We start from the raw sequence: 12,449 nt of genomic DNA, 5'->3' as shown, positions 1-12,449 counted from the left end.
AAGTTGCAACATTCCAATGTTAGTGCAAATGCACAAACTTTGAGGGGCGGCCCGTCGGGAAGCAGGGCGCCGGTTGGATAAATATCGGGGGATTCTCATGATGATTTTCACGCGGGGCGGTGCTGCCGTCCGCGAATGCTCACGCCTGCGCGGCATTCTGCTGGCGGGGGCGGCGCTCAACGTGATGGTGTGCGCGGGCGCCATGGCGCAGGAGGCCTCTTCGGCCGGCGACGTGGAAACCATCCTGATCACCGGCAGCCGGCCGGTGAACGCCAATGGCATGATCACAGTGCAGGAGGCGCCTAAGTCGGCCTCCTCCGTGACCCAGGAATTTATCAAGGACCAGCCGGCGGCGGCCAACCCCTTTCAGCTGATCAACCTGGCGCCGGGCGTCAACTCCAATGGCCGCGACGCCACCGGTACCGGTCGTGGCGCCATTTCCGTGCGCGGATTCCAGTCCAACCAGATCGGCCTGATCCTGGACGGTGTGCCGGTGAACGACAGCGGCACCTTCAACGTCTATCCCCAGGAATACATCGACGCCGAGAACCTGTCCCAAGTCTACATCATGCAGGGGGCGGGCGACGCCGACACCCCCAATGTGGGCGAGACGGGTGGCAACATCGGCATGGTGATCCAGAAGCCGTCCGATGATTTCCATGTCATGGTGCAGCAGGGCCTGGGCGATAATAGCCTGCGCCGCGAATTCGTGCGCGTGGACACCGGCGACATCGGCTTCCGCACCAAGGCCTTCATCTCCTACTCCAACGCCGCGGTGGACGTGTGGCGTGGCGAGGGCACGACCAAGCGCCAGCATGTCGACGCCTCCATCGCCCACGACATCGGTGATAGCAGCCGCATCGCGCTCAGCGCCTTCTACAACACGGCCGAAACCTATTCCTACCAGGCGCTGAACAAGGCGCAGCTGGCCCAGTATGGCTATGACTTCAACTTCGCCACCGCCTATGCCCCCACCGCGCCGGCGGTGAACGGCACGGTGCAGAACGACAACAACGGCCCGCTGCTGACCCAGCGCTCCAACTACTACAAGCTGGCGACCAATCCGTTTGAAAACTTGGTGGTGTCGGTGAAGGGCAACTTCGCCCTGACGGATAACATCCGCCTCGATGTCCAGCCCTACCTCTGGTACGGCTTTGGCGGCGGCGGCACCGCCGGCTACTTCTCCGAAACCAACGCGGCGCAGTTCGGTGTCGCGGGCCAGAAGTTCACGGGCGTCGACCTCAACGGCGACGGCGACAAGCTGGACACCAAGCTGTTCTACAATCCCTTCGCCCAGCAGCAGATGCGTCCCGGCTTCCTGACCCGCGGCAAGTGGACCTATGGCCACAACGAACTGGTGATGGGCTTCCAGTACGAAATCGGCAAGCTGCGGGAATGGAAGCCGCTGCTGTCCGTGGACGCCTACGGCAACCCGGTCAGCCTGTGGCCCGACCTCTATAACGAGCACGTGGTCCGGGCCGATGGTTCCGTGGTCCGCACCCAGGACCAGAAGACGACGACGGAAGTGGTGCGTCCCTTCGTGGTCGACACCCTGAACCTGTTCGATGACAAGCTGGCGCTCAGCGTCGGACTGCAGCACTCGCAGATCAACCGCAGCGGCATCAACTATCTGCCGGTCAGCCTGCGCACCGCCGGCAATGCCGTGGCGCCGACCCGCCCGGAACTGGATCAGGGCAAGTTCGTGCCCAGCGCCGGCGCCGTCTATCACATCGACGACAGCAACCAGGTCTTCGTGTCGGCCACCCAGACCTTCCGCGCCACCGACAACTCCGCCCTCTACACCCCGGGCGTGAATCTCTCCACCATCCAGCCGGAAACCACGGTGGATCTGGAGGCGGGCTACCGCTACGGCGGGCCGTGGTTCATCAGCTCCTTCACGATCTTCAACACCAACTACAGCAACCGCCAGCAGTCGCTGTTCGACGTCACCGCCAACACCACGGTGTCGAAGAACATCGGTGGCGTCATCATCAAGGGCATGGAGGCCGAGGTCGGCACGAAGCCCATCGATGGCTTCTCCGCCTATCTGTCGGCGGCCTACACCCAGAGCCATCTGAAGAACGACATTTATGTCGGCCTGGCCAACGGCACGACCGTTCCCCTGCCGACGGCGGGCAAGCAGCTGACCGATACGCCGGAATGGCTGGTGTCTTCGCTGCTGCGCTATGAGCGGGACAACTACTTCGCCCAGATCCAGGGCAAGTACACCGCCCACCGCTTCAGCAGCCTGACCAATGACGAGGAGGTGCCGTCCTTCTACACCTTCGACGTCGCGGCGGGGTATACCCTGCCGGAATCGCTGACCGGCCGGTTCAACACCCGCCTGGTGCTGTCGGTCACCAACCTGTTCGACAAGCGCTACCTGGGTGGCATCAACTTCGGCAACAACGCCCAGCCCTACAACGGCGTGGCGGCCAACCTGCCCAGCTATCAGCCGGCGCCGCCCCGTTTCATTTCCGCCAAGATGACGGTCACCTACTGATCCAGGGGATCATCGTTGGAGGGGGGCACCGGTGGCGACGCCGGTGCCCTTTCCGTATCAGCCGTCCGCGTCGTCTGATACCGGGCCTGATACCGGCGGTGCAGTTCCGCCGCCAGGTCCGCCATATGGGCGCGCAGTTCCGGCGGGCCCAGCACCTCGACCGTCAGGCCCAGTCCCAACAGCTGGCGCGCGGTCCATTCCACCGATTCCAGGGGGATGTCGGCCTCCGCCCAGCCGTCGGCGCGGGTGGGCTGTAGGGAGGCGCTGATCCGTTCGTTGAAGGCGGGCCCCAGGTTGCGCAGGGATTTCAGGCCGGCGGCGGTGGCCTTCACCCGGGCCGTGCCGATGTAAAGGCCCGCTTCGAAGCTCTGCAGCGATGCCTGCCAATGGGCGGGCAGATCAAAATCCGCAGGCCGGTCGAACCGCCGGTCCAGCACCGTGTGGGTGAGGATGCTGGAGACGCGGTAGGTGCGGGGCGCCTGGGGGCCCTTGTCCGCGTCGGGAAGACCCATCTCCGTCCGTGAGCGGGCGACCATGTACCAGACGCCGCCCTTCAGCACCAAGCCCAGGGGCTCCACCGTCCGCTCCACGATGCCGGTCCAGCGCTCATAGCGCATGCGGATGATCTGTTCGTTCCATACCGCGCGGGCGATGTCGGGCAGGATGTCCACCTTGCCCGGCTCCTGGAACCAGCCCACCGGGTCCAAGTGGATGCGGGCGTTCAGGCGCGCGGCCATCTGCCGTCCCTGCTCGGGCAGGGCGGCCAGCAGCTTCAGCTGGGCGGCGGCCAAGGTGTCGCCCAACCCCAGATCCGCCGCCGGTCCCGGCAGGCCCGCCAGGAACAGGCTTTCCGCCTCCTGCGCTGTCATGCCGGTCAGCCGGGTGCGATAGCCGTCCATCAGTTGAAAGCCGCCGTCGCGTCCCCGGTCGGCATAGACGGGGATGCCGGCCGCGCTCAGGTCGTCGATATCGCGGTAGATGGTGCGGACGGTGACCTCAAGCTCATCAGCCAGGGCCTGGGCGGTCTGGCGACCCCGGGTCTGAAGCAGCATGAGCAGCGAAAGAAGACGGCTGGCGCGCATGAATTTCAAACTAGCAGATCATACCTGACAAAAGGTGTCAGGTTTTGTCCGGTAGAGTGCGTTCACCGGACAAAACGCCCGGTTTTCCCATCGCGGAGGACCGTTTCCATGGACGTCGCCAGCACCTTTACCCCTACCCGCCGTGCCGCCCTGATGGGCGCCGGCCTCATGGCCTTCGCCGCCGTCCCGGCACGGGCGGAGCGTTTGCCCACGGTCGACCGCCGTCCGACCGATCCGGACCAGCCGGACCTGCTCACTGGCGGCCCGGGAGCGGGCGACTTCGACTTCCTGGCCGGCCGCTGGTCGGTGCTGAGCCGCCGCCGGTTGAACCGTTGGGTGGGCGATGATCGTTGGGACGAGACGCGGGCCAGCGCCCACGGGCAAGTCATGCTGGGCGGCCTGGCCTGCCTGGATGAGCTGGAACTGCCGGCGTTGGCGGACCAGCCCGGTGCCGCCGTCACCTTCCGCCTGTACGACCCGGCGGCCCGGCATTGGGCTTTCCACCGGGTGGACGGGCGCACCGGCACCTTACAAGCCCCCCTGACCGGGCGTTTCACCGGGGGCCTGTTCGCCGGCCGGCGGGGTGACTTTCGCGGCCAGGATTTCGATCCGCTGCTGGGTCAGCCGGTTGAGGCGCGGGTGGTCTGGTCGCGCATCACCACCACCTCCGCCCTGTGGGAGCAGGCTTGGTCGGCTGACGCGGGCCGCAGCTGGGAAACCAATTGGACCCTGACTTTCAGCCGAACCTGATGGGGCTTGACCTCAATCATACTTGAGGTTTTAGCGTGATCAGCGGTTTCCGTGACAAGAGGGAAGGAAGGCCGCCATGAAACTGCAAGCCGTTGCATTGCTCACATTGACCCTGATTGTCGGGGCGGGGGTGGTCAACCGGGCCCTGGCTTGGCCGCCCGACCTGCTGCCTGCGGATGCCTTGCCCCTGAAGGCCGCGCTTCGCGCTGATCCGCCGCCCGCGCCACGCCCGCCGGTGGCTGCCGTCCCGCAGGCGGCGCCGGAGGACGGGATGAACCATGATGGCCCGGGGTTGAGGGGGGCGCCGGCCAGTTGCTCGCGCTGGACGGACGGTGACGTCGGCGCGTCGCTTGGCGGGCAACCGGCTTCTGCCCTTTTGGATGCGTTTGATCAGCATCGCGGGCGCGCCGTCGTTTCGTGGTGGCCGCGGTCGGCTCTGACTTCCGGATCTTGGTTGGCGCCATTCTGATAAGACCTATGGTCTTGGTTCGCCCTTTTGGGGCCGCCTTTTGGCGGGCTTGGCGTTTCACCGCGTCATCGGGACAGTGCGGGGGTTGCCCTGTTCCCCCTCCGGGAGGCCAAAGTGGACCAATCCGTAGTACAGACCCCATCCCCGCCCGCGATCCGGGGCCGTCGCCGACGTTGGCTCAAGCCTTTGCTGTTGGGGGCCGCCGTCATGGGCGCGGGGCTGTTGCTCAGCGCTTGCGCCACCCAGCCGCCACCCATGGCGGGGCGCGAATTGCCTGGCTTTCTCTATGGCTTGCTGCACGGGCTCATCGCGCCCTTCAGCTTCCTGTACAGCTTGGTTTCCGATACCCGTGTCTACGCCTATCCCAACCCGGGCCGCTGGTACGATTTCGGTTTCCTGCTCGGGGTCAGCGCCTGGGGCAGCGGCGGCACCACCGTGGTGCGCCGCTGACACCTTTCCGGGCAGATCCTAGGACGATGCCGCCCCGAACGGGCTGTTGGCCGGATAGCGGGGCGGCAGGGCGCGGATAAGCACATCCGTCCCCGGTGTTGGGCTGAAGGGCGATACCAGGGCCAGACCGCGCTCCAGCGTCCAGAGTGCCGCCTCGCGGCTATCGCCCGCCTCCTCCGCCAGGCCGGCCTGGGCCAGCACGTCCGCCTGCTTCAATAGGCTGGCTGCCGCTTGCATGCGCACGCGCAAGGTGGCGGCAGGGCGCAAGTCCGCCTCGCGGATTTGGCCGTGCGCTTCCAGCGTGGCTTCCAACTGTCCCATTCCCTCCAGCGCCTGCTCCAGCGACGGCACCGCCGTCTCCGTCAACTCATTCAAGGCGGCTTGCCCGTGCCGTTGGTCCAGGCGCCGGCTGGCCAGACGGACGCTCAGCGCGGCCCGCGCCACCAGGCGGGCCACGGCCGGAACCTGTGCCGCCAAGGTGGGTGGGGCCGAGGAGGGCGTGAACAGGGGGGCGGTGGGAATAGACGGCACGGTCGACGCGGAAGACATGGGGGCGGGCTCCGTCATTGGCTTTTGATGGGGAACCCCGGGGCGGTGGCCGCCGATCGGCGCCTGCCCGCCCCGGGGAAGGGGCGACCCGCCCGGGGAGGGGCAGGGGGCAGGTCGCCGTCGCCGGCCGGCGACGATGGGGAAGGCGCCGGCCGGTGAAGATTACCCTGCCAGGAGAAAAATACGCCGTCAATCGAAATCGGAGATAAATCCCCTTGCCGGAAAAATCTCCCGCCGTTGCCTGTGGCGCCACCGCTTGACCGTTCTTCGCCAAAATGAGAACGTAAAGGGAACATATGGCAGGCGCCATGGGGCGCTTTGCGGCCAAGGGTGCACGTTAATCGGGAGCTAAAGTCTAAAACTATCGACATCGTATGCGTTGCGTCGAAGCTCTGGCTTGCCTCCCCAACCGGGAAACAGGCCGGAGCTGAGTGCGGCTGCATCAGGGAACGGCGCTCTGGGATTAGGACCGGCGCCATTGCGGGATAGAGGAGTGGAATGTCGGGTCGCGTGTCGCAACGGCGCTTGCCCCTGGCCGGGGAGGTTTATTCCGGCATGCCCGAAGTATCGCCCGTCGGGCGACGCTTGCGGGTGATGGTGGGCGGCGTGCCGGTGGTGGCGGCGGTCAGCGACACTTGGCCGTGGACGTTGTTGTCGCTGACCCGGCATCGGCAGGTCGACATGCTGCCCTCCCTCCATCGGGTGGCGGGGGGTGTGGCCATCGCCGCCGACGCCTGGGTGGCGCTGGAAACGTCCCCAGCACCCGTCGACGGACCCGCCGGTTTGCGTGTGCGCCTCTATCTGGTGGATGCCTTGCCAGCCGACTCCATGGCGATGGCGGACGCCGCCCACAATCCAACGGACATGGTGCTCAGCCGCGACTTGGCGGCCAGCCTGGGGTGGGTGTCATGCTGATCCGTTTTTTCGCAAAGGCTCGCAAAGACGGCGCCACCGGCGCGTCAGCGCTGGGCGATCTCGCGTTCTATCTTCAGCTTTTCCAGGTCCAGTTGGAACAGACGCACAAGCTGGGCGGCCAAGTCCAGGTCGCCCTGGCGATAGGCGGCGCGCACCTTGTCCAGCACCGCGTCCAAAACGGCATGCTCCGGCAATGGCGGCGGTTCATGCCCGGCATAGGGTACGGAGGGTGGGGCGCTGAGATGACCGGCCTCGGTACCCGAGTCGCCACTCAATCGGCTCTCCCCGATCAGATCCTCGATTCGGCAGCCCAGGCCCCGCGCGATCTTATAAATGGTGTCCGCCCGGGGGGAGGCGGACTTGCCGTACATGATGCCTTTGATGGTGCCTTCGTTCAGGCCGGCCACCCGTTCGAACTCCGCATACCCAAGGCCCAGCGCCGCCAGGCGACGGCCCAGCCGCTCAGCCAGCGGGCTGGGCGCGGGGGTGTTTGGAGGGGCTTTGGCGGTGGAGGTCATGTGGGGAAATTTACCCTGGAACGGACGTGGCGTCGTGGGAGAATTATACCCTAGATTATGGGGTATTTTTATCCTATCCTTGGCGGTATGACCAGGGGCTAACATCCCTTTTCATAGAATTCCAGATTGATCAAGGAAAGGCAGATTGGTTGCGGATTCTGTCAACAAATTCGCGCATCACAAAAATAGTGATCTATTTTCAGTAAGTTATCAAGAATCTCCAGGTTTCCGACCCGTGTTCGGCATCGAGTTCCGCAAGGAACGGCTGCCCCGGCCGGTTCCGGGAGGCAGAAGGCAGCTCGTGTCCGGGCTGGCCTCGGCAGGTTGGGTGGGCTTTGGAGCCGTGCCTTGTCTGACAAGGCATCGGGGTTTGGGCACGACGTTCTGATGGAAGAGATCATTGAGGTATTGGACGCGGTAAGGTCGCTGTTGCCCATGATCATTCCGCCGCCGGGGCAACTGGTGGACATTACGCAGGGGCTGGTGCCCCCAGTACCTTAAGGATTCACACAAGCCGGGCCATGCTAGATCACCTTCGGTCTGATTTGACGAGCTGTCGGTTGTGATAGCTTTCATCGATACCGGGATATTTGACGGATTTCTCGATAGTTGATTGTATCTATTATAGATAGATCCCCGTCTTTCTTCCAGATTTCATCAATCCGACGAGTAAATTCGCTTCGAAATATGCTCATATATTCACCCAAGCGCCTCCGATAGGCCTGTCGCTTAGATAGAGATTTTGAAGAAATAGGAATTAGATCAATATCTTCCGCATTAACTACGCATGTTATGCTCTTAAAGTACTCATCATTGATATATATTTTTGCATATAGAGTTAAATTACCGCTTGTTGGCAAATAAAAGGCTCGGGCAGATCGATCCTGAAAAACCTCTCGCGAGTAGTTCTCTCTGCCTCGGCGTGATTTATCATACCGGCTGAATTCTCAATGCGGCCGAGCCATCCAAGCGCATGAACGGTGTGAGCCCTGATATCGTCGATTCGTTTCTTTTTTATTAGATCCACCAAGCAGCCTGTATAATACCGAACGCTATTTCCCATTATCGATTCAATTTCATGAATGATGGCATAATGCCTATTCGTGACACCACCATAGAGGCCTTCGTTCTCAATCTGGGAGCAAAGGTTCTTAATATAGTCTTCGTCAATCATTTGCGACCAGCCTCTCCATTGGTCGGTTCTTTCTTAGCAAGAATTGCCTTTATGGCTGCCACGGCTGCGTTGGCTATCTCACCCTGACCGAGGTGGCCGCTTTGAGGTGTCTCGGGGACAAATAGCGAGCCGTGGCAGCGATTCCTCCTGAGCCCCCACATGCGAGCGGCGCGGAGGCACACGACGACGCGTTCACCCTTCACAGCTTGAGGGAAGAGCACCTGCTGGGCCCAATCGATGGCCATTCGGCTGGATGGCAAGGCCGCGAGCGTCTGCCGATCTGGAGCCTTCTTGGAATGGTAGGCGCCGATGTCAAGGAACGCCACATGGTGACGTAACATCATGGGATCGCCAAGGCGGGCTGTACGGGCTTTCCACCATTTCCAGGCGCCGCCGATTTCACCCTTCAACGGTAGAGGCTGATTACCCTGCCTCATGAGGTGGTAACGGTGTGGTCCGGATTTGGAGGCAGCCTCCTCGACATCGGCGTCTTCCAGGCCTGGCGACAAGACGAGGAAGACCACTGGTGCGGTTCTTAGCGGGCCCATGAAGGGGAGAGGCAGGCACCTGAGATCAAGCCCGTCTACCTGCTTTGGGGCAGGGTGTTGTTCGTTCCAGTTTTGGTTTCCTTCATCTAGGCGAGCCAGAACGGGAGCATCGGCGGGATGGATGCGGTCGCTGGGCCCCACATGAGCCCAGAAGTCGAATAGCTCATCGTATTCCATACCGGACCTCTGCAGCCTCAGCTTCGTTGCCGTCGTCTTAGTGGCTTTCCGCTGCACGATTACCGGCAGCCTGAGCCGCCTTTTCGCACATATAGAAACCGTCCTTGGTGGTGCCGTAGTAGCGAGAGCCCTGGAGATGGTAGATGGCCGAGGCGGGGTTCACCCATACCACAGGTGACTTGCAGACCTTGGCAGCGGCGGCCGGGTCGGAATAGTGCTTGCCTTCGGCGGCTAGGGCGACCGGAGAGGCCAAGAGGGCGGCGGCGATAATGGCGGCAACGAGGCGCATAGGTATTCCTTCGCATAGGGAAATCTATCGCGAAAGTGTATTGGTTGCCCGCACTGCGTGCAATACGGTACCTATGAGGCGCTATTTCCAGAGGTGGAGCGATTGTCGTCACGTTCCTGCATTTGAGATGGTGGGTTAATAATCATGCCAAGGTCGCCATATGAGGAAGCCGAAGATCTAGCGCAGTCCTGCCTGCAAAAGATACCGGTCATCGTGTTGGGGAGTGGTGCTTCCATGGCTTATGGGGTGCCTGGCATGCCCCAACTTGCCCAGCACCTGAGAGCGAGTAAGCCTGAGGATTTGGATACGCCTGCTTCCGAGATATGGGGTCGATTCTTGGCCGCAGCAGAGGAATATGACCTAGAGGCTGCTCTAACGAGAGAGTCTATGCCTGATTCTCTCACTAACCATATAGTCAAAGAAACCTGGAAATTTTTGATAAAATCGGACCTGGCTCATTTTCAGAAAAATATTTCCAACAGAGATATCAATCCACTTACGAATCTATTCCGCTATTTGTTAAGAACAGTAAAAAAAGAAATCGACGTTGTAACAACTAACTATGATCGCCTAGCTGAATATGCGGCAGAATCCGGTGGTATTCATCACTTTACCGGATTTGGATATGGCCATCTCCGCACGTGGCACGGCTCTGAGAGCACTCATCTTCTCATCGGGAGGCGACCTGTTGCTACAGCCAACGTCTGGAAGGTCCACGGTTCTTTAGATTGGTTTCAGACCGCTGACAGGACCGTAATTGGCTTACCGGTGACAGGTGTTCTGCCTGCTGGCCTTTTGCCGTCCATCGTCACACCCGGCGTGGAGAAATATCGCATCACCCACGGTGAGCCATACAGGACGATTTTGGACCGGGCGGATCGGGCAATGTCGAACGCTCAATCCTATCTATGTATTGGATTTGGCTTTAACGACCAGCATATACAGCCGAAGCTAGTTCAGAAATGTGAAAGGGATGAAGTTCCTCTGGTCGTAATAACGAAGAAATTATCAGAACAGGCACGATCATTCCTTCGCCGTGGTAGTTGTCGTCAATACATGGCTCTTGAGGAGAGCGCTGGGGGAACGTGTATGTATACCCAGGGACATCCTGATGGGATTGAGATTTCTGGTCATAATCTGTGGAGCCTCCAGGGCTTCTTGCAATTGGCGATTTGAAGGAACGCTCCGATGTCTCTATTCGACTACCCGGACCAAGATGCGCTTGGATCAGTCTTGTCCGTCGACACTGGCATGGTCGTCGTACGAGTAGCGGATATAGAACGGCTGCGTCAGCTTCAAGTGAACCGGCTTGTCGTCCTTCGCAGCAGCCGTGCTGGTCAGCACCTTGTTGGCATCATCCAAAAGATTACGCGCAGCATTTCGGAGCGCCGAATTGCCGCCATTGAGCCTGATGATGCGGACGACCAGGAGATAGGTGCCGATCAACCATCAGAAATTAACCTTGTTCGAATTGCTTTAATCGGAACGTTTGTCGATCGGCACCGTGGTGCAACAAATGTCTTCCTGCGTACATTGGAAACGGTGCCTGAGATCGACGCAGATTGCTTTTCGGTTGAGAATGAGAAGTTGACTGGTTTTATGCAGGCAGTTGCCCGTATTGCCAAGGATGGTCAACGATTATTGCTTGGAAAATATACGCTCGACGAAAAGGCTGATGCGTATCTGAATGGCAATAAATTCTTTCAGAGACATGCCGCAATTGTTGGAAGCACTGGTTCTGGTAAGTCCTGGGCTACCGCTACGTTATTGGAGCAAGCGGCTGATTTGCCGAATTCCAACGCCATAGTGTTCGACATCCACGGAGAGTACGGCCCTTTGCAGGGACCCGGCTTTCGACACCTTCGGGTGGCTGGTCCCGGCGATCTAGGAGATACGTCGTTGGCGGATGGGGTCCTATTTCTGCCCTATTGGCTGCTTGGCTACGAGGCGTTGGTCTCCATGCTAGTTGATCGGAGTGACCAAAACGCTCCCAACCAGGCGATGGTCGTTCAGCGGGCCATCGTAAAGGCAAAGCAGGCTTACATCAGCGGCCTGGGGCGCGCTGATTTGCTGGACAACTTTACCATCGACAGCCCAATTCCCTTCGATATTGATGCCGTTCTCGGAGAACTGGAGAGACTGAATACCGAGATGGTGCCCGGGGCGAAGACGGAAAAGCAGGGCGATTTTCATGGGAAGCTTAGCCGCCTCATAGCTCGCCTGGAAAGTAAGCGGAGCGATCGGCGGCTGGGATTTATGTTCCAGGGCGGGTCAGACACGATGCGCTTTGAGTGGCTCCAGGAGATGGCGGCGGCCCTAGTTGCAGGTCGCGCCGACTTGCCGGGGCAGACTGGTGGGGTCAAGATCATCGACTTTTCGGAGGTGCCGTCCGACATCCTGCCGCTCATCATCAGCCTGGTCGCACGCCTTACCTTTTCTATTCAGCAGTGGATGCTTGCCGATCGGCGGCATCCGGTGGCGCTCTTTTGCGATGAAGCCCACCTATACATCCCCGACCGGGCGCAGACTGATGCGGCTTCAGAAATTGCGATTCAGATTTTCGAACGCATTGCCAAGGAAGGGCGAAAGTACGGCGTCGGTTTGGTGGTTATCAGCCAGCGTCCGTCTGAGGTGAATCGCACCATCCTCAGTCAATGCAATAACTTGGTTGCGATGCGGTTGACCAATGGTGACGATCAGGGGGTGATCAAGCGCTTATTGCCCGATAGCCTGGGCGGCTTTGGCGACCTTTTGCCCGTTCTAGATACCGGTGAGGCTTTAGTGGTGGGAGATGCAAGCTTGCTTCCCTCGCGGATCCGAATCGCTGAGCCCACTAACCGTCCAGCTAGCGGAACCATTGAATTCTGGGACAGATGGGGAGCGGTGGAAGGTGGTGGCAGCAACGTCGTTCAAGAGGCCGTAGATGGCTGGAGAAACCAGACATTGAGAGTGTAGTAATATTTATGTATTGACCATGGGGTTTTGGTCTATTGGGGCATAAACTGAAATTGATGGTGGAGGTATC

12 protein-coding genes are annotated in these 12,449 nt (G+C 60.6%); 7 read left to right on the top strand and 5 right to left on the bottom strand.

The features are described from left to right. Positions 1–97: 97 nt before the first annotated feature. On the top strand, positions 98–2,503 hold the full coding sequence (locus FBZ90_RS12020; protein ID WP_145732399.1) for a TonB-dependent receptor: 2,406 nt from the start codon (positions 98–100) through the stop codon (positions 2,501–2,503). On the opposite strand, the gene FBZ90_RS12015 is transcribed toward FBZ90_RS12020, so the two are convergent. Beyond that, positions 2,497–3,585 carry a helix-turn-helix transcriptional regulator gene (locus FBZ90_RS12015; protein WP_145732397.1) on the bottom strand — a complete coding sequence of 363 codons (1,089 nt, stop codon included), beginning with the start codon at positions 3,583–3,585 and terminating at the stop codon, positions 2,497–2,499. The two genes, FBZ90_RS12020 and FBZ90_RS12015, sit on opposite strands and share 7 nt — an antisense overlap. A gap of 108 nt (positions 3,586–3,693) precedes the next feature. On the opposite strand from FBZ90_RS12015, the gene FBZ90_RS12010 reads away from it, so the two are divergent. The 3 genes from FBZ90_RS12010 to FBZ90_RS12000 all read left to right on the top strand — a co-directional run bounded on the left by FBZ90_RS12010 (position 3,694) and on the right by FBZ90_RS12000 (position 5,254). Further along, a complete protein-coding gene (locus tag FBZ90_RS12010) occupies positions 3,694–4,335 on the top strand; it encodes a hypothetical protein (protein WP_145732395.1) in 642 nt (213 codons plus the stop codon). A 76-nt stretch (positions 4,336–4,411) separates the two neighbouring features. Then, positions 4,412–4,804 carry a hypothetical protein gene (locus FBZ90_RS12005; protein WP_145732393.1) on the top strand — a complete coding sequence of 131 codons (393 nt, stop codon included), beginning with the start codon at positions 4,412–4,414 and terminating at the stop codon, positions 4,802–4,804. Between the two features lie 207 nt (positions 4,805–5,011). After that, entirely contained in the window at positions 5,012–5,254 is a 243-nt protein-coding gene (locus tag FBZ90_RS12000; RefSeq protein ID WP_145732391.1) for a hypothetical protein, read from the top strand. Between the two features lie 18 nt (positions 5,255–5,272). Here the strand turns inward: FBZ90_RS12000 and FBZ90_RS11995 are convergent, their stop codons facing one another. Further along, positions 5,273–5,803 (bottom strand): hypothetical protein, encoded by a 531-nt coding sequence (locus tag FBZ90_RS11995; RefSeq protein WP_145732389.1) that lies wholly within the window; start codon positions 5,801–5,803, stop codon positions 5,273–5,275. A 498-nt stretch (positions 5,804–6,301) separates the two neighbouring features. Between FBZ90_RS11995 and FBZ90_RS11990 the strand changes: the two genes are divergently transcribed. Further along, positions 6,302–6,718: a hypothetical protein gene (locus FBZ90_RS11990; RefSeq protein ID WP_145732387.1), complete on the top strand. Its 417-nt coding sequence runs from the start codon at positions 6,302–6,304 to the stop codon at positions 6,716–6,718. A 44-nt stretch (positions 6,719–6,762) separates the two neighbouring features. Here FBZ90_RS11990 and FBZ90_RS11985 read toward each other — a convergent pair whose 3' ends face one another. From FBZ90_RS11985 to FBZ90_RS11975, 3 genes are all read right to left on the bottom strand, one after another. After that, positions 6,763–7,236: a helix-turn-helix domain-containing protein gene (locus FBZ90_RS11985; RefSeq protein WP_186455765.1), complete on the bottom strand. Its 474-nt coding sequence runs from the start codon at positions 7,234–7,236 to the stop codon at positions 6,763–6,765. A 1,170-nt stretch (positions 7,237–8,406) separates the two neighbouring features. Continuing rightward, a complete protein-coding gene (locus FBZ90_RS11980; RefSeq protein ID WP_145732383.1) occupies positions 8,407–9,135 on the bottom strand; it encodes a hypothetical protein in 729 nt (242 codons plus the stop codon). 37 nt (positions 9,136–9,172) lie between these two features. Further along, positions 9,173–9,424, bottom strand: coding sequence for a hypothetical protein (locus tag FBZ90_RS11975; protein WP_145732381.1), 252 nt, complete (start codon positions 9,422–9,424; stop codon positions 9,173–9,175). Between the two features lie 255 nt (positions 9,425–9,679). Between FBZ90_RS11975 and FBZ90_RS11970 the strand changes: the two genes are divergently transcribed. Then, positions 9,680–10,600 (top strand): SIR2 family protein, encoded by a 921-nt coding sequence (locus FBZ90_RS11970; RefSeq protein WP_186455764.1) that lies wholly within the window; start codon positions 9,680–9,682, stop codon positions 10,598–10,600. A gap of 12 nt (positions 10,601–10,612) precedes the next feature. Further along, entirely contained in the window at positions 10,613–12,379 is a 1,767-nt protein-coding gene (locus tag FBZ90_RS11965) for an ATP-binding protein (protein ID WP_145732377.1), read from the top strand. Positions 12,380–12,449: the final 70 nt, after the last annotated feature.

The organism is Nitrospirillum pindoramense (genome assembly GCF_007827955.1).
GTDB lineage: Bacteria > Pseudomonadota > Alphaproteobacteria > Azospirillales > Azospirillaceae > Nitrospirillum > Nitrospirillum amazonense_B.
The sequence above is the reverse complement of the archived record's forward strand: the minus strand, read 5'-3'. Positions and strand labels throughout refer to the sequence as shown.

Excerpts from the sequence above, each read along its gene's own strand:
- FBZ90_RS12000 (WP_145732391.1), top strand. The coding sequence starts at position 5,012 with ATGGGCGCGGGGCTGTTGCTCAGCGCTTGCGCCACCCAGCCGCCACCC.
- FBZ90_RS11995 (WP_145732389.1), bottom strand. The coding sequence starts at position 5,803 with ATGTCTTCCGCGTCGACCGTGCCGTCTATTCCCACCGCCCCCCTGTTC.
- FBZ90_RS12015 (WP_145732397.1), bottom strand. The coding sequence starts at position 3,585 with ATGCGCGCCAGCCGTCTTCTTTCGCTGCTCATGCTGCTTCAGACCCGG.
- FBZ90_RS11975 (WP_145732381.1), bottom strand. The coding sequence starts at position 9,424 with ATGCGCCTCGTTGCCGCCATTATCGCCGCCGCCCTCTTGGCCTCTCCG.
- FBZ90_RS11970 (WP_186455764.1), top strand. The coding sequence starts at position 9,680 with ATGCCCCAACTTGCCCAGCACCTGAGAGCGAGTAAGCCTGAGGATTTG.
- FBZ90_RS11965 (WP_145732377.1), top strand. The coding sequence starts at position 10,613 with ATGTCTCTATTCGACTACCCGGACCAAGATGCGCTTGGATCAGTCTTG.
- FBZ90_RS12020 (WP_145732399.1), top strand. The coding sequence starts at position 98 with ATGATGATTTTCACGCGGGGCGGTGCTGCCGTCCGCGAATGCTCACGC.
- FBZ90_RS12005 (WP_145732393.1), top strand. The coding sequence starts at position 4,412 with ATGAAACTGCAAGCCGTTGCATTGCTCACATTGACCCTGATTGTCGGG.
- FBZ90_RS11990 (WP_145732387.1), top strand. The coding sequence starts at position 6,302 with ATGTCGGGTCGCGTGTCGCAACGGCGCTTGCCCCTGGCCGGGGAGGTT.
- FBZ90_RS12010 (WP_145732395.1), top strand. The coding sequence starts at position 3,694 with ATGGACGTCGCCAGCACCTTTACCCCTACCCGCCGTGCCGCCCTGATG.
- FBZ90_RS11985 (WP_186455765.1), bottom strand. The coding sequence starts at position 7,236 with ATGACCTCCACCGCCAAAGCCCCTCCAAACACCCCCGCGCCCAGCCCG.
- FBZ90_RS11980 (WP_145732383.1), bottom strand. The coding sequence starts at position 9,135 with ATGGAATACGATGAGCTATTCGACTTCTGGGCTCATGTGGGGCCCAGC.